The following is a 15839-nucleotide window of genomic DNA, read 5'->3' as shown; positions in this document are numbered from 1 at the left end:
GGAGGGGCGGTGCTCAGGCTTCCCGGGAGATGGTTTCTTTGGTGGAGGTCACTTCGTCCGGCTGGTTGGGCGCGCCGCCGCTGGGGCGGTTGAAGCCCTGGGTCAGCATGCCGATGATGGAGCGCTTGCCCTGGCTCTTGTTGTAGACGTCGAAGGCGACGGCGACGAGCAGGACCAGGCCCTTGATGATCTGGGTCAGGTCGGCGCCGACGCCGAGCAGCTGCAGGCCGTTGTTGAGCACGGCCATGACCAGGCCACCGACGATCGAGCCGATCACGGTGCCAACACCGCCGGTCACTGCTGCGCCGCCGATGAAGACTGCGGCGATGGCGTCGAGTTCCCAGCCGACGCCGTCGAACGGTCCGGACGCCGTGGAGCGGCCCACGAAGATCATGCCGGCGAGGCCGGCCAGGATGGACATGTTCATCATCACCAGGAAGTTGACCTTCTTGGACTGGACGCCGGAGAGCTCGGCCGCGTGGCGGTTGCCACCCACGGCGTAGATGTGGCGGCCAACAACGGTCTTGGAGGAGATGAAGCCGTAGATGAGCACCAGGACGGCCAGGATCAGGCCCGGGATGGGGAAGGACGTGCCGGGCCGGCCGGTGGCGAACAGGTATGTCGCGTAGAGAATGGCGCCGCAGACCAGCACCAGCTTGGTGATCATCACCCAGCCTTCGGGGACTTCGGCACCGAGGGCCTTGGCAGTGCCGCGGGCGCGGAGTTCGCCGAAGATCACGAACGCGACGGCCAGGAGGCCGAGCAGCATCGTCAGGTTGTTGTAGCCGGTGTTGGGTCCCACCTCGGGCAGGTAGCCGGATCCGATGTACTGGAAGTCCGCCGGGACAGGGATGGTGTTGGATTTGCCGACGAACTGGTTGAAGCCGCGGAACAGGAGCATGCCGGCCAGCGTCACGATGAACGCGGGGATACCCACATACGCGGTCCAGAACCCTTGCCAGGCTCCGATCACGGCACCCAGGACGAGACCAAGCAGAATGCCGGCGTACCAGGGGACATTCCAGTCCTGCATGATGAGGGCCACCGTGACGCCGACGAACGCCGCAACGGATCCGACCGACAGGTCGATGTGGCCGGCGATGATCACCAGGACCATGCCGATGGCCAGGATCAGGATGTAGGAGTTGCCGTTGAAGAGGTTGATCACGTTGCCGGGCGTCAGCGTGCGGCCCGCCGTGGCGAATTGGAAGAAGATGATCAGGGCGACCAGTGCGAAGATCATGCCGAATTGGCGGGTGTTGCCGCCAAACAGCTTCTTAAGCGCGTTCATTTTGTCAGTCCTTGTTCTGGAAGGTTCTGGAGGGTTTCCAGAGGGTCAGGCGTTTTTCGGGCGGAAGTCATGAGTTTCATGAGGCTTTCCTGGCTGGCGTCGTCTTTGTCCAGGACTCCGGTGATGGAGCCCTCGAAGATGGTGTAGATGCGGTCGGAGAGACCCAGCAGTTCGGGGAGCTCGGAGGAGATCACGATGACGCCCTTGCCCTGATTGGCGAGTTGCTGGATGATCCCGTAGATCTCGTACTTGGCGCCGACGTCGATGCCGCGGGTGGGCTCGTCCAGGATCAGCAGGTCCGGGTCGGTGAACATCCACTTGGCCAGGACCACCTTCTGCTGGTTCCCGCCCGACAGCTTGGCCACGCCCTCCTCCACGGACGGCGTCTTGGTCCGCAGCGACTTGCGGTACTGCTCGGCGATCGTGAATTCCTTGTTCGCGTCCACGACGAAGTGCTTGCTGATTTTGTGCAGCGCGGCCGAGACAGTGGTGGTCTTGATGTCGTCCAGCAGGTTCAGGCCGAGCGACTTCCGGTCCTCGGTGACGTAGCCCAAGCCGGCGTCGATGGCCTGTTTGACGCTCTTCAGGTGGAGCTCCTTGCCGTCCTTGTAGATCTGGCCGCTGATGAAGCGGCCGTAGGAGCGGCCGAACACCGACCGTGCCAGTTCGGTGCGGCCTGCGCCCATCAGCCCGGCGAAGCCAACGATCTCGCCGCGGCGGACGAAGAAGTTGGAGCCCTTGCAGACCAGGCGGTCCTGGACCTGCGGGTGCCCCACGGTCCAGTCCTTGACCTCGAACAGGACGTCGCCGATCTTGGGCTCGTGGTCCGGGAAGCGCGACTCCAGCGTGCGTCCCACCATGCCTTTGATGATCCGGTCCTCGTCGACGCCGTCGGCCTTCACGTTGAGCGTCTCGATGGACTTGCCGTCGCGGATGATGGTGATGGAGTCCGCGATCTGCTCGATCTCGTTGAGCTTGTGGGAAATGATGATGGACGTGATGCCGCGGCCCTTCAGGCCCAGGATCAGGTCCAGCAGGTGCTGGGAGTCGGATTCGTTGAGGGCGGCCGTGGGCTCGTCCAGGATGAGCAGCTTTACCGACTTGTTCAGGGCCTTGGCGATTTCCACCAGCTGCTGTTTGCCGACGCCGATTTCCTTGATGGGGGTGTCCGGGTCCTCGCGCAGGCCCACCCGGGCGAGCAGCTCACGGGAGCGGGTGCGGGCCTCGGCCCAGTCGATCACGCCGCGCTTGACCGGTTCGTTGCCCAGGAAGATGTTCTCCGTGATGGAGAGCTCGGGGATGAGCGCAAGCTCCTGATGGATGATCACGATGCCCGCGTGCTCGCTGGCCCGGATGTCCTTGAACTGCTGCACGTCGTTTTGGTACACGATGTCGCCGTTGTAGCTGCCGTAGGGGTACACGCCGGAGAGGACCTTCATGAGCGTGGACTTGCCGGCGCCGTTTTCCCCGCAGATCGCGTGGATTTCCCCGGCCTTCACCACCAGGTTCACATCGGACAAGGCTTTAACGCCGGGGAATTCCTTGGTGATCGAGCGCATCTCCAGGAGAACCGGCTCGCTTTGCGTGTTGAGGGACGTCATTTGCCCTTACGCCTCCAATGCATTGACTTCGTTGTCTTCCCTGCAAACCACAGGGCCGTCTGATGAAAAAAGTAGATGGCGCATGCCCTTGTCGTCAAGTCTTTAACGCAACGGCGGGATAACGAAACGCTACGTGCGCCGGATTCCGGCGTGCTGGAAGACCAGGGATGCGGCGCCCAGTGCCTCCGCGCGATCGTTCAGTGAGGACATGGTCAGCGTGGTGGTTTCGCCGATGACGGGCACGGCGTGGCGCACCAGTCCGCGCCGGATCGGATCCAGCAGGATGTCGCCCAGCCCCGCCAGCGGGCCGCCCACCACGATGACCTCGGGGTTGATCAGATTGGCCACATTCCCGAGCGCCCTGCCCACTGCGAGGCCCGCGTCATCCACCACTCGCAGGGTGGCCGCATCCCTCGCCAGCGCCTTGCGGACGATGTCCTCGGGCGTGAGCGGACGCTCCTCGCCCCGGCTCAGCAGCTCGATCATGGTGGTGGTGGAGGCGATGGTTTCCAGGCACCCCCGGTTGCCGCAGCGGCAGATCAGGCCGTGCTCGTGGATGGTCGCATGGCCGATTTCGCCGGTGATCCCGACGTTGCCGTAGTACGGGTTGCCGTTGAGGATCAGGCCCGCGCCGATGCCTGAGCCGATCTTCATGAACAGCAGGTTGCTGATGCCGCTGTGCGGTCCCCACGTGACCTCGGACAGGGCGCCCAGATTCGAGTCATTGTCAATGAATATCGGGAACTGGAACGCCTCCTCGAGGCGTTCCTGGATGTCGATGCCCACCCACTCGGGCAGGATTGCCCCCTGCGCCACAGTGCTGGTTCTGCGGTCGATCGGGCCGGGGATTCCGACGCCGGCACCCACCACCGCGGTGCGCTCCACCCCGCTGTCCGCCAGCAGCTTGTCGAGCAGGGCGACGGCCGCCTGGATGCCCTGTTCCGCCTGGTGGCCGAGGGGAAGGAGCACCGATTCCTCGGCGATGATGTGGTAGCTGAGCGAGGCGAGAACCACTCTCAGGTGCCTCCGGCCAAAGTCGATGCCCACGGCCACTGCGCCGTTGCTGTTCAGCCGGACGTTCAGCGCGCGGCGCCCGGAACTGGTGGTCGGCTCCGTGGAGGCGAGGCCTGAATCCTGCATGATTTTGACGATGTTGGACACTGTCGCGGTGGACAGGCCCGTCTGCCGCGCCAGCTCCGCCTGGGTCGAAGGGCCGTTCAGCAGGCACTCGATGATCCGCTGCTGGTTCAGGCTCCTGAGGGCGGACTGCGACCCGGGGTTTTTGGTTCGGCTCCTCGTTGAGCGCGATGGTGAGGGCATGAAATGAACATTGCACCATCGGCAGCCTTGTAGTCAAGAAGTTAACGCAATGCGCCGGCATACGGAAGTGCGGAGGCGCCGGGCAATCTGTCCCGCGGGCAGCGCAGGGCGGTGCAAATGGACCGGATCACCGGCCGCCGTCCGCGGATACGCTGGGTGAAACGACGTCCGGTGTTGGGCGGACGTCCACGAAGACTTGAGGTGATCACGGTGAAGCTGGCGCTGATGCAGGCGAACTCCAGTGTGTTGGATATCGAACGGAACTGCGCAGCCATCGACCGGGCGGCTCAGGCGGCCGCTGAAGAGGGTGCCGCCGTGCTCCTGACCCCTGAACTTTTCCCGGTGGGCTACGCCCCGCTGCGGGTCAGGGCAGAGCTTGACCCCCAGGCGCTGCCCGGCATCCGGAAGACCCTTGCCGGTATCGCGGCCACGCACGGGATCGCCCTGGTCTACAGCCTGCCGGCCGTGACGGCCGAGGGGGAGTGGCGGATCACCGCGACGGCCTTGGACGAGCGCGGGGCCGAACTGCTGAGCTACGCGAAGGTCCACCTCTTTGGCCCAGAGGAGCGCAAAGCGTTCAGCCCCGCGGAAGCAGCCCCCGCCGTCGTCGATCTGGGTGGCATCAAAACTTCGCTGGCCATCTGCTATGACGTGGAGTTTCCCGAAACCGTGCGCGCCGCTGCCACGGCCGGGGCCGATCTGCTCCTGGTTCCGACGGCGCTGGCGCACGGCTTCGACTCGGTGCCGCAGGTGCTGCTGCGGGCGCGTGCACTGGAGAGCCAGCTGACGGTGGCCTATGCCAACCACTCCGGGGATGAGGACGGCTGCACGTTCCTGGGCGGAAGCGTCATTGCCGGCCCCGACGGCGAACTGCTCGCCGCCGCCGGTCCCGGCCCGGAACTGCTGTTCGTCGAGGTCAGCGCCGAGGCGGCCCGCCGGGCCCGGGATGCCGTGCCCTACCTGCGCGAGCGGAGGCCGGACGTTTACCGCGCCTGGGATGGGACCGGACGGCCTTAGTCAGGGCCGGCCGGCAGCTCGTCGACGTACTGCAGTGCAATCCAGAGTTCGGCCCGGACCTGCGCCTGGTTCAGGTCGGTGTCCAGCAGTTCGGCCACCGCGTTGATCTGCCGCCTGACGCTGTTGCGGTGCAGGCCCAGCGCCTTGGCCGTGGCATCCCAGTTCCCGTTCTCGCCGAGCCACGCCCGCAGCACCGAGAGGTGGCCGGCCCGGCGTTCGCTGTCCTGGCTGAGCACAGGCTCCAGCAGCCGGCCCGCCAGCATGGTTCCGGCCTCCTGCCCCAGGAGCCCGGCGACCGTCCACGTCACTTCGCCCACCCGGGCGCTCCTGCCGGTGGTCTGGACGCGCTGCCGCAGGGCGGTCACCCGCTGGTAGGCGCTGCTCAGGTCGGTGAGCTCGCTCGCGTCGCCAATGACCAGCCGCCAGCCGAGCTTTTCCACTTCGGCCAGCAGTGCCTCGTCCACCCTGAGCCGGGTGATGGCGGCGAAGCCGTAATCCGTGAGCTCCACGAGCTTGGTGTCGAACAGGCGGCGCCACTGCAGCAGCTCCCGCACCGGGCTCTCCGCGGTCCGTCCGGCAGCCTGCCCCACCCTGATTCCCTGCACAACGCGCAACGCGCCGGAGCGCGTGGAGGAAGTGCTCTGGGCCAGCAGGTCCCGGAGCCCGTTGATGTGCCGCGCCCCGCCGGAGGCCAGGCTGTCCGGGTGAAGCAGCAGCGACGTCGCCAGCTGGCTCGGTGCCAGGGAGCCGCTGGTCCGTTGCCGGACCAGCAGTTCAAGAAGTCCGACGGCGGAGGAGACAACGTTGTTTTGCGCCGGGGTCAGGGGCGCATCAGTGCCCAGCACCAGCGCGCCAAGGTTGGCGTCGCGCGTGCTGCGCAACGGGTGCCCGAAGACGAGCGCTGATCCAGGGACGTTGTACGAATCCATCTCCACCCGGGGCCCGCTGCCGCCCAGCAGCCGGTCAAGCAGCGGCTGCAGGGTGGCGGCCTCGACGCCGGAGCCAGCCCGGGCGCGCACCCGCCCGTCCGCGCCGACCAGCATTGCCCAGACGGGGACGCGCTGGACCAGCGCGGTTAGGAGCTCGTGTTCGGGCCGGGCGGACAGGACGGCGCGCATCAGCTGCCGGTTCGTGTCCGCGAGGTGGCGGAACACCTTGGCGTTCTCCGACTCCAGCAGCTGGGAGAACTCGAGCCCGATGGCAGCGAACGGGACCGTGCTGGGCACTCTCACCAGGGTCAGGTTGTGCCGGACACAGGCCTCCACCACCGCGTCCGGGACCGCGCTGAAGTACGGTTCCAGGCCAAACCCCAGTGCCCCCACCCGGGCCTTCACCAGGCGCCCCACGTAGGCGTCAACCCGGCCGGCATCACCTGCGTCGCCGACGAAGGGCAAGCCTGCCGTGAGGAGGAATTCGCCGTCGAGCAGGTACGGTGTGGGGTCCTCCAGCTCACTCGGCTCAACCCACCGCAGCAGTCCCGAACCGTTGCCGCCGTCGTGAAGAACGGTGAGCTCCGGCGGCAGCTTCGCCAGGAACTGTTCCAGGGTGACGACGCTCAGCCGCTCCGCCGCAGCACCGGCTGCCGGAACCGTCCGCGTCCCTGCCTCAGGCGACATCCGGCGCACCGTTCCCGGGCTCCTCGTAATCCGGGCACTCGTGTGCCTGCGGCAGGCGGTAGGCCCGGGGGCAGGCGCGGGGCGATCCTGTTGATGATCTCGTCCCCATGGCTTCCGATCGCGGCGCCCCACTCATCGGCGCTCGCGGCCCCGCTCCGGGGATCGCCGAACAGGACGGCCGTGTCGCCAACAATGACGCCGCCCGGCTCTGGACCCAGATCCACCATGAACTGGTCCATGCACACCTTGCCGATCACGGGAACCCTCCTGCCGCCCAGCTGAACCACGCTCCGGCCGGAAATTCCTTTCGGGATGCCGTCGGCGTAGCCCAGCGGGATCAGCGCCAGGGACCTCGGCTCATGGGTGATGGCCTGGTGCTCATAACTAACGCCGGTGCCGGCCGGCACTTTCTTCACCAGCACCACGGGGGCGGTCACCGACAGGGCGGGCCGGAGTCCATAATCGGCCGGATCCAGGTGGTCCGCCGGAGCGAGACCGTAGATGGCCAGGCCCGCCCGCACCATGTCGAACGCGAATTCCGGCCGGTCCAGGATGTTCGCCGAACTCGAAACGTGCCGCAGTTGCGGGTCCAGTCCTGCCTCGCGCGCCTGGCGGACGGCCGCCTCGAAGGCGTCCACCGCGGCCGCGTTCCCGGGGTGGGCGGGAACGTCGGCCCATGCCAGGTGGGTCCAGATGCCGCGCACCACCAGGTGCCCTGCGAGTTCCGCTTCCCGCGCTGCCGCCACCAGGCCGGGCCAGTCCTCGGCGCGGGCTCCTCCACGGCTCAGACCGCTGTCCAGTTCGAGGTGGACAGCCGCGGGTCTCCGCAGGGACCGCGCGATGCCCGCCACGATATCCAGTTGGGTGACACTGCCCAGGGAGATGTCGACGTCGTGGCTGACCGCCTCGCGAATCGTTTCGCTGGACGCGGTGGCGAGGTACAGCCACGACAGCACCGGTGCGGTGATGCCCGCCTGGCGCAGCGCCAGGGCCTCGGTGAGCTGCGCGGTACCCAGCCAGTCGGCGCCGGCGGCAAGGGCTGCCCTGGCGACGTCGATCAGGCCGTGGCCGTAACCGTTGCCCTTGACCACGGCCATGAAATGCGGCGCCGGTGTGAGTGCCCGGAGGGCCCGGACGTTGTCTGAAATGGCGGACAGATCAACGCTGACCTGCCCGGAAAGGACCGCCTCAGGCGTCCCCGTCTGTTGTGCATTACGTCTCATGCCAGAACACTATAGGTCATTTTGCACAACCGTGAGATCCGGCTCACACCCTAGGCTGGAAGCACGGAAAGCCCCCAACTACCCACGAACGGACGTCAACGATGACTGTGCCCACCCAAGCAGGAGAGCGGCCTCCCATGCAGGCCGGCCGCCCCGGACTGGCAGCCCAGCTGCTTCGCCGCAAGCCGATCGGACAGATGGTCCAGGAAGCCGAATCGGGCCACGGCGGAACCCGCCTGGTCCGCAGCTTCGGCGTTACGCAGCTGACGATGATCAGCGTGGGCGCCACCCTCGGCACCGGCATCCTGGTGATCCTGGGCGAGTCAGTGCCGCTGGCCGGTCCGGCCATCTGGATCTCATTCGCCATCGCCGGCCTGGCCGCGCTGCTCTCCGCCGTGTCCTACGCCGAAATGGCCGGCCTGGTGCCTGCCGCGGGCTCCAGCTACTCCTACACGTACGCCACCATGGGCGAGGGCATGGCCTGGATCTGCGGCTGGTGCCTGGTACTCGAATACGCGGTTTCCGTCGCCGCTGTGGCAGTGGGCGCCGGCCAGTACGTGAACGAAACGCTGGCCGTCTTCGGGCTGGCCCTGCCGGACGGGGTGTCGCAGCCCCCGGGCGACGGCGGCCTGGTCAACATCCCGGCCATGGTGATCGTGGTGCTGGCCATGGTCCTGCTCGTCCGGGGCGCCAAAGAAAGCGCGTGGATCAACACGGCGATCGTGTTCATCAAGGTGGGCATCCTGGTCTTCTTCTGCGCCGTGGCCTTCACCGCCTTCAACGGCGGCCACTTCGAACCGCTGCTGCCGATGGGGGCCGCCGGCGTCTCGGCTGCCGCCTCCCGCGTGTTCTTCTCCTACATCGGCTTCGATGCCGCCTCCACCGCGGGCGAGGAAGCCCGCAACCCCAAGCGTGACCTGCCCCGGGCCATCATGCTGTCCATGCTGATCGTCACCACCATCTACGTGCTGGTTGCCGTGGCAGCAATCGGCGCCCGCCCGTGGGGCTGGTTCGACGGCACCGAGGCTGCACTGGTGAAGATCCTGGAGGAAATCACCGGCCAGCCGTGGATCGCGCTGGTGTTCGCTGTTGGTGCTGTGCTCGCCATCGCCAGCATCGTGCTGACCGTCCTCTATGGCCAGACCCGCATCCTTCTCTCCATGTCCCGCGACGGGCTGGTTCCACGCATCTTTGGCCGCGTGTCCCACCGCACCGGCACCCCGGTAGCTGGAACGCTGATCGTGGGGACCGCCGTCGCCCTCACCGCCGGGCTGGTTCCGCTGGGTGCGCTCGCTGACGCCACCAGCATCGGAACCCTGTTCGCCTTCGCCCTGGTGAACCTGGCCGTCATCCATCTCCGCCGCACCCGGCCGGAGCTCACGCGGACCTTCCGGGTTCCGCTCTTTCCGCTGACCCCGATCCTGGGCGCGCTGATGTGCGTCTACCTGATGGCCAACCTGGGCGCCGAAACGTGGGTGACCTTCGGCGTCTGGATGCTCGTGGGACTGGCCGCCTACTTCGGCTACGGCAGGCGGCACTCGCGGGTGGCCGCGCTGGGCCTGGAGGAATACCGTGAACTATCCGGCCGGAACTTTTCCCCTGCTCCCGCATCCGCTGAACAGACCATCTCCCGCCACTAAGACAACACACGAGACCACGGAGACAGACCTTCCATGACAACCGCTACCGAACTGCCGGCATCCGACCCGTCCAGTGCCGTCACAACCGCACCCGGACTTCCCGGGGCAGGCGCGCCGGACCAGGCCCCGGTGACCATGCTGAACCCGGACTTCCCGTTCAGTTACGACCACTACCTGTCCCACCCGGGCGGACTGGGTTCGGTGCCGCCGGAACTGCACGGCACCGAAGTTGCCGTGGTGGGCGCCGGGCTGTCCGGGCTGGTGACCGCCTACGAACTGATGAGGCTCGGGCTGCGTCCGGTGCTCTACGAGGCTGACCAGCTTGGCGGACGGCTGCGCACCGCCAGCTTCCCGTCGGCACCGGACGTGGTGGCAGACCTTGGCGGCATGCGGTTCCCGGTTTCCGGCAAGGCGTTCTACCACTATGTGGACCTGCTCGGACTGGAGACGCAGGACTTCCCCAACCCGCTGGCCCCGGCCACCTCCAGCACCGTGATTGAGCTGGCGGGCCAGAAGCATTACGCCACCACGTCGGCCGACCTGCCGCCGTTCTTCCGCGAAGTGGCCGACGCCTGGAAGGCGGCCGTGAACGACGGCGCGCAGTTCACCCAGATGCAGGAGGCCATCCGGGCGCGGGACACCGCCCGGATCAAGGAACTCTGGAACGAACTCCTTCCCGAGCTCGACGAGGAGACCTTCTACGGCTTCATCGCCGGCAGCCAGGCCTTCCGGAAGGCGGGCTTCGCGCACCGCGAGGCGTTCGGACAGGTTGGCTTCGGCACCGGCGGCTGGGACACCGACTTCCCCAACTCCATCCTGGAAATCCTGCGCGTCGTCTACACCGACGCCGACGACCAGCACTGCCTCATTGCCGGGGGAGCGCAAAGGCTCCCCGAGGCACTCTGGCGCCACGCGCCGTCGGGCATGGTGCACTGGCCGGACGGGACGTCCCTGGCGTCCCTGCACTCCGGTTCCCCGCGCGGTGCGGTGGAACGGATCAGACGCGACGCGGACGGCAACCTCCGCATCCGTGAGCGGTGGGGGAGGGAAGCCTCTTACCCGGCAGTGGTCACCACCTGCCAGTCGTGGCTGCTGTCCACCCGGATCCACACCGAGGAGGCGCTATTCCCGGCGGAGCTGTGGACGGCGATCGAGCGCTCGCACTACATGCAGTCGTCCAAGACGTTCGTGATGGTGGACCGGCCGTTCTGGAAGGACATCGATCCGGAAACCGGCCGGGAGGTGCTGTCCATGACCCTGACGGACCGGCTCAACCGCGCCACTTACCTGTTGGACAATGGCCCGGACCGGCCTGCCGTGATCCTGCTGTCCTACACCTGGAACGACGACGCGCTGAAGTGGCTGGCGCTCGACGCCGACGAACGCGTGGAGCTGATGCTGCACTCGCTGGAGCAGATCTACCCCGGTGTGGACATCGCCAGCCACATCGTGGGCCAGCCGATCACTGTCTCCTGGGAGGCCGACCCCAACTTCATGGGCGCGTTCAAGGCGAACCTGCCCGGGCACTACCGCTACCAGCAGCGGCTGTTCACGCACTTCAAGCAGGACAAGCTGCCGGAAAACCAGCGCGGCATCTTCCTCGCCGGCGACGACGTGTCCTTCACCGCCGGCTGGGCCGAGGGCGCCGTGACCACCGGGCTGAACGCGGTGTGGGGCGTGGTGAACCACCTCGGCGGCTCATCGGCACCCGGCAACCCCGGCCCCGGCGACCTGCTGGACGAGCTGGGCCCGATCAGCCTGGACTAGCCTGATCAGCCTGGCGGGCCCAACTAGGTAGCACTTGAGGGCGTTCCCAGCGCTGGGAACGCCCTGTGCTGCTACCTACTTGCCTGCGTGCATCTCGCGGTGCGCTTGGGCGAGCTCGCGGTAGCGCGCGGCGTTGGCCTTCACGCCGTCGAACTCCTCATCGGTGAGTTCGCGGCGGACCTTGGCCGGGACCCCGGCCACCAGCGAGCGGGGCGGGACCACCGTCCCTTCCAGCACGACGGCGCCGGCCGCCACGAGCGAGCCGGCGCCGATCACCGCGCCGTTGAGGACGGTGGCGCCCATGCCGATGAGGCAGTCGTCCTCGACGGTGCAGCCATGGACGACGGCGCTGTGCCCGAGGCTGACGCGCGCCCCGACACTGCAGGGGAAGCCCGGGTCGGCGTGCAGGACCACGTTGTCCTGCAGGTTGCTGCACGTGCCCACGGTGATGGCCGCGGTATCGGCACGCACGGAGACGCCGTAGAACGCGCTGGCGTCCTCGGCGAGTGTGGCGCGGCCGATGACGGACGCCGTCGGCGCCACGAAAACGGAGGGGTGGATGTCCGGCGTGTCACCGGCGAAGGAGTAAATGGGAGCCATGCCACAAGCCTAGGACACCCCGGCCCGATGCCCCTTCCTTTGGAGTTTTTGTCCATTTGTCGCGACTTCCGGGGCGTCTAGGTCGCGACAACTGGACAAAAACTCAACCGGAGGGGGTGAGGGTGCGGGCCAGCTGGATGAAGTCCGCCGCCACGGCGTCCCAGTCTGAGGCCGGGGCCAGGTCCGTGGCCTGCCCCGGCCCATGCTCGGTGGCCCGCGGAACGAACGCGGTGGCCAGCCCCGCTGCCCGGGCAGCGGCAAGGTCACCGTTGTGGGCGGCAACCAAGATGACTTCGCCGGGGTCGAGCCGAAGGACCGATGCGGCGCCGAGATAGGCGGCGGGGTCGGGCTTGTACACCCGGAGCAGGTCAAGCCCCACCACTACATCCCAGGGGAGCCCGGCGTTCTTGGCCATGTTGACCAGCAGGGCGGTGTTCCCGTTGGACAGCGGCCCGATGACGTAACGGCTCTTCAGCCGGTGCAGGCCAGCGCGGACGTCCGGCCACGCGGGCAGACGCTCCCAGGCGCGGTTGAGTTCCTCGAGGTCCTGTGTTGCGAAGCCGGCGGGGGAGTGCCCGCTCCGCTCGAGGACGCGCTTCAGGTTTTCCAGGTGCAGTTGGTCCAGCGGCACGTAGCCGCGTTGGCCGGAACGGACCATTTCCATGGACGGCTGGTACTCCGCCCGCCATTTGTCCGCCAGCTCGAACGGGTCCAGTGCGGGCCCGTGCCTGTCCGCGAACCTTTCAACCTCTGCGGCAACGCCGGACCGCCAGTCGACCACAGTTCCGAAGGTGTCGAACAGCACAGCTTTGAGCTGCCGCCCCGTGGACGGTGAAACGAATGCAGGCGAATCGGAAGCCGCCATGGGATCTCCTGCCGGGGCGTCCGTCAGTGTGCTCCGCCGACGTTGAGGACGACGACGCCGGCGACCACCAGTGCGATCCCGAGGACCTTGATCAGGTTCAGTTCCTCGCCGAGGAAGACGGCCCCGATGGCCACGATCGCAACCGTTCCGAGGCCTGACCACAGGGCATACGCCACCCCGACCGGCACACTCTTGATCACCTGCGACAGCAAGGCAAAGGCTATGCCGTAGGATGCCAGGCACCAGACGCTGGGCCAGAGCCGACTGAATCCTTCTGTCGATTTCAGGAGGCTGGTGCCCAGGACCTCCGCGGCAATCGCCAGTGCCAGATACACGTAGCCCAAGAAGCTGTCCTTTCGTATCGCGGTGGCCTTGGCTGGCGTGCTGCCGGCGCTGTGCACCTAAGACACAGCGCACCCAAAGGCGCTGTGCACCTAAAGGCGTTGCGGCACCCAGGCCACTCCCATCCTAGGGGCCCGCGGAACAACGAAATTACCCGGGGGCCCGCGAGAGCTCCTGGCCGAGGATCCGGGCGCCTTCGCCGAAGGCGCCCGGATTGGGACCCGCATAGTTGAGCCGGATGAACGGCCCCGCCGGTTCGGCGGGGAACCACTCCGTTCCGGCGGCAATGATCACGCCGGCACGTTCGCAGTTGCGCGCCAGCTGTTCGACATCGGTCCCGTCGGGAAGGCGTGCCCAGAGGTTCAGCCCGCCCTTGGGGACATTCTCGATGTGGGCGTGCGGTGCGTGCTGGATCAGGCTTGTGAGCAGGAGATCGCGGCGGGACTGAAGCTGGTGCCGGAGGCTTCTCAGGTGCGTTTGCCAGGCCGGCTGCGTGACAACGTCGAGTGCCGCGGCCTGGAGCAGGCCACTGACATACATTGACTCTGCTGCCCGGTCGGCCAGGATGCGGTCGCGCGCCGGGCCACGGGCGATGACGGCGGCCACGCGGACAGCGGGGGAGACGCTCTTGGTCAGCGAGCGGAGATACACGACGTGGCCGGAATCGTCGCGGGCCGCCACGGGCTGGGGTGTGGTGGTGATGCCGAAGTCGTGTGCCCAGTCGTCCTCGAGGAGGAAGGCACCGTTTCTGCGGACGACGTCCAGCACCTGTTCTGCGCGCCGGGCGTCCCACTGCGCGCCGGTTGGATTGGCGTAGTTCGGCTGGGCATAGAACATCCGTGCCCCCGTCTCCTCGAAGGCGCGGGCCAGCTCGTCCGGGTCCGGTCCGCCGGCGCCGCTGGGCACGGGAATGACCCGGACGCCGGCCTGCGCCGCGGCCAGAATGGCTCCCCAGTAGGTCGGGGACTCCAGGAGCAGCGGCTGCCCGTAGCCGACCAGTGCCCTGAAGATGGAGCTGAGGCCGCTTTGGCTGCCGGGAAGTACGACGACGTCACTCGGGGTTGGCGGGGCAACGCCGGCCGGGGTGGAACTTCCGAGCTCGTGGGCAAACCAGGACTGCAGTTCGGGCAGCCCCGCCGCCGGGGGCCGGGACAGCGCTGCCTCGCCGCGGACCGCCCGCGTGAGCGCTGCACGCACCAGCCGCTCGGGCAGGAGCTCACGGTCCGGATAGCCGGAATGGAAGGCGATGACATCGTTCGGTGCGGTGCGCATCGCAGCAGAGCCGGGACGAAGCGGCGCCTGCGGTGAACGGAGGGCCGCCGTCTGCCAGCCGTAGTCCGACGGCCGCGCGGTCCGGATGGCGCGCACGAACGTCCCCACGCCTGGCCGGCTTTCGATGACGCCCTCCCGCGTGAGGGTCTGCAAAGCCTTCTGGACGGTCACCGGGCTGGCCTGGTACTCCGAAACGAGCGACCGGGTGGACGGCAGCCTCGATCCCGGCGCCGCCGCGGCGACCCATTGCCTCAGCCGCGACGCAATCCGAGAACTGCTATCGTTGTTCATGAGAGACAATAGTAGCGCTACTGTTCCAGTCCGCCCAGTGATATCGTCCCGGGCCGGATCATCCCCTGCCGGATCGTCCCCTGCCGGGCCCGTCCGCAAGCGCGCCGGAATCTGGTGGGGCCTCCTGGGGGTGGCGGCTTTCTCCTTCACCGTTCCCTTTACCCGCCTCGCGGTCGAGGGGCTGTCGCCGCTGTTCATAGGCTCGGCCCGGGCAGTGGTGGCGGCTGTCCTGGCGGCCGCCGCCCTCGCGCTGACGCGGCAGCGGCTGCCCCGCGGCACCGAGTGGCTGCGCCTGGCGATGGTAGCCGGCGGGGTCGTCGTCGGGTTCCCCATGCTCACGTCCTTCGCACTTACCGCTGCGCCGGCCAGCCATGGGGCCGTGGTGATCGCTCTACTCCCGGCCGCGACGGCGACGATGGCGGTACTCCGCGGCCGTGAGCGTCCACGGGCAGGGTTCTGGATCGCGACCGGAGCAGGCGCCGTTGCCGCCGTTGGGTTCGCCCTGGCGCAGCCGGGTGGCTTCGGGCAGTTGCAGTGGACGGATCTGCTGTTCTTCGGTGCCGTGCTGGCCGCGGCCGTGGGGTATGCCGAGGGCGGTCTGCTGGCCCGCGAACTTGGCGCGTGGCAGACCATATCGTGGGCCCTTGTCCTGACCGCGCCCGTGATGGTCGGTCTCGTGGCTGTTTCCGTGTCCCAGCAGCCGCCCGCAGGCACGCCGGCGCAGTGGGCTGCCTTCGCCTACCTCGGCGTCGTCAGCATGTTCCTCGGGTTCTTCGCCTGGTACCACGGCCTGGCCATCGGCCCCATGGCGCAGGTGAGCCAGGTGCAGCTCGCCCAGCCGGTGATGAGCATCTGCTGGGCTGCACTGCTGCTCGGCGAGCAGCTGACCTGGGCCACCGTCGTCGGCGGACTCGCGGTCATCCTCTGCGCCGGCGCCGCCGTCCGCGGGCGGCTGCGGCCGCCCGCATCCTAGCGGGAACTGTCAGGTCCGGCG

At 67.7% G+C, this 15839-nt stretch carries 13 protein-coding genes; 4 read left to right on the top strand and 9 right to left on the bottom strand.

Annotated features, from left to right (window positions below; genetic code table 11):
* Positions 1 to 13 precede the first annotated feature (13 nt).
* The 3 genes from mmsB to R5O87_RS07395 form a co-directional block, all read right to left on the bottom strand.
* Positions 14 to 1291, bottom strand: coding sequence for a multiple monosaccharide ABC transporter permease (gene mmsB, locus R5O87_RS07405; protein WP_410558412.1), 1278 nt, complete (start codon positions 1289 to 1291; stop codon positions 14 to 16).
* Complete coding sequence (gene mmsA / locus R5O87_RS07400; protein WP_410558411.1) at positions 1288 to 2892, bottom strand: multiple monosaccharide ABC transporter ATP-binding protein; 1605 nt, start codon at positions 2890 to 2892, stop codon at positions 1288 to 1290. The genes mmsB and mmsA overlap by 4 nt, the downstream gene beginning before the upstream one ends.
* A 129-nt stretch (positions 2893 to 3021) precedes the next feature.
* Positions 3022 to 4212, bottom strand: coding sequence for an ROK family transcriptional regulator (locus R5O87_RS07395; RefSeq protein ID WP_377992448.1), 1191 nt, complete (start codon positions 4210 to 4212; stop codon positions 3022 to 3024).
* Between the two features lie 225 nt (positions 4213 to 4437).
* Here R5O87_RS07395 and R5O87_RS07390 point away from each other — a divergent pair, with 225 nt between their 5' ends.
* Positions 4438 to 5229 carry a nitrilase-related carbon-nitrogen hydrolase gene (locus R5O87_RS07390; RefSeq protein ID WP_410558424.1) on the top strand — a complete coding sequence of 264 codons (792 nt, stop codon included), beginning with the start codon at positions 4438 to 4440 and terminating at the stop codon, positions 5227 to 5229.
* On the opposite strand, the gene R5O87_RS07385 is transcribed toward R5O87_RS07390, so the two are convergent.
* Together R5O87_RS07385 and alr are read right to left on the bottom strand one after the other, a co-directional pair.
* Positions 5226 to 6845: a PucR family transcriptional regulator gene (locus R5O87_RS07385; protein WP_410558410.1), complete on the bottom strand. Its 1620-nt coding sequence runs from the start codon at positions 6843 to 6845 to the stop codon at positions 5226 to 5228. The genes R5O87_RS07390 and R5O87_RS07385 overlap by 4 nt on opposite strands.
* Positions 6785 to 8068 carry an alanine racemase gene (gene alr / locus R5O87_RS07380; protein WP_410558409.1) on the bottom strand — a complete coding sequence of 428 codons (1284 nt, stop codon included), beginning with the start codon at positions 8066 to 8068 and terminating at the stop codon, positions 6785 to 6787. The genes R5O87_RS07385 and alr overlap by 61 nt, the downstream gene beginning before the upstream one ends.
* A gap of 137 nt (positions 8069 to 8205) precedes the next feature.
* On the opposite strand from alr, the gene R5O87_RS07375 reads away from it, so the two are divergent.
* Both R5O87_RS07375 and R5O87_RS07370 read left to right on the top strand, forming a co-directional pair.
* On the top strand, positions 8206 to 9708 hold the full coding sequence (locus tag R5O87_RS07375) for an amino acid permease (RefSeq protein ID WP_462836405.1): 1503 nt from the start codon (positions 8206 to 8208) through the stop codon (positions 9706 to 9708).
* A gap of 33 nt (positions 9709 to 9741) precedes the next feature.
* Positions 9742 to 11475 (top strand): flavin monoamine oxidase family protein, encoded by a 1734-nt coding sequence (locus tag R5O87_RS07370; RefSeq protein ID WP_410558407.1) that lies wholly within the window; start codon positions 9742 to 9744, stop codon positions 11473 to 11475.
* A gap of 75 nt (positions 11476 to 11550) precedes the next feature.
* Here the strand turns inward: R5O87_RS07370 and R5O87_RS07365 are convergent, their stop codons facing one another.
* The 4 genes from R5O87_RS07365 to R5O87_RS07350 form a co-directional block, all read right to left on the bottom strand.
* Positions 11551 to 12075 (bottom strand): gamma carbonic anhydrase family protein, encoded by a 525-nt coding sequence (locus R5O87_RS07365; protein WP_410558405.1) that lies wholly within the window; start codon positions 12073 to 12075, stop codon positions 11551 to 11553.
* 103 nt (positions 12076 to 12178) lie between these two features.
* The gene (locus R5O87_RS07360; protein ID WP_410558404.1) at positions 12179 to 12940 is read right to left on the bottom strand and encodes a haloacid dehalogenase type II; all 762 of its coding nucleotides are present in this window, start codon (positions 12938 to 12940) and stop codon (positions 12179 to 12181) included.
* Between the two features lie 23 nt (positions 12941 to 12963).
* Complete coding sequence (locus R5O87_RS07355) at positions 12964 to 13284, bottom strand: DMT family transporter (RefSeq protein ID WP_462836404.1); 321 nt, start codon at positions 13282 to 13284, stop codon at positions 12964 to 12966.
* A 148-nt stretch (positions 13285 to 13432) separates the two neighbouring features.
* Complete coding sequence (locus R5O87_RS07350) at positions 13433 to 14845, bottom strand: aminotransferase-like domain-containing protein (RefSeq protein ID WP_410558401.1); 1413 nt, start codon at positions 14843 to 14845, stop codon at positions 13433 to 13435.
* Here R5O87_RS07350 and R5O87_RS07345 point away from each other — a divergent pair.
* Positions 14844 to 15818, top strand: a complete 975-nt coding sequence (locus tag R5O87_RS07345) for a DMT family transporter (RefSeq protein ID WP_410558399.1) — start codon at positions 14844 to 14846, stop codon at positions 15816 to 15818. The two genes, R5O87_RS07350 and R5O87_RS07345, sit on opposite strands and share 2 nt — an antisense overlap.
* Positions 15819 to 15839 lie beyond the last annotated feature (21 nt).

The sequence above is a fragment of the Arthrobacter globiformis genome (assembly GCF_046536215.2).
In the GTDB taxonomy this organism is placed as follows: Bacteria; Actinomycetota; Actinomycetes; order Actinomycetales; family Micrococcaceae; genus Arthrobacter; species Arthrobacter globiformis_E.
This window is presented reverse-complemented; position numbering and strand designations above follow the sequence as displayed.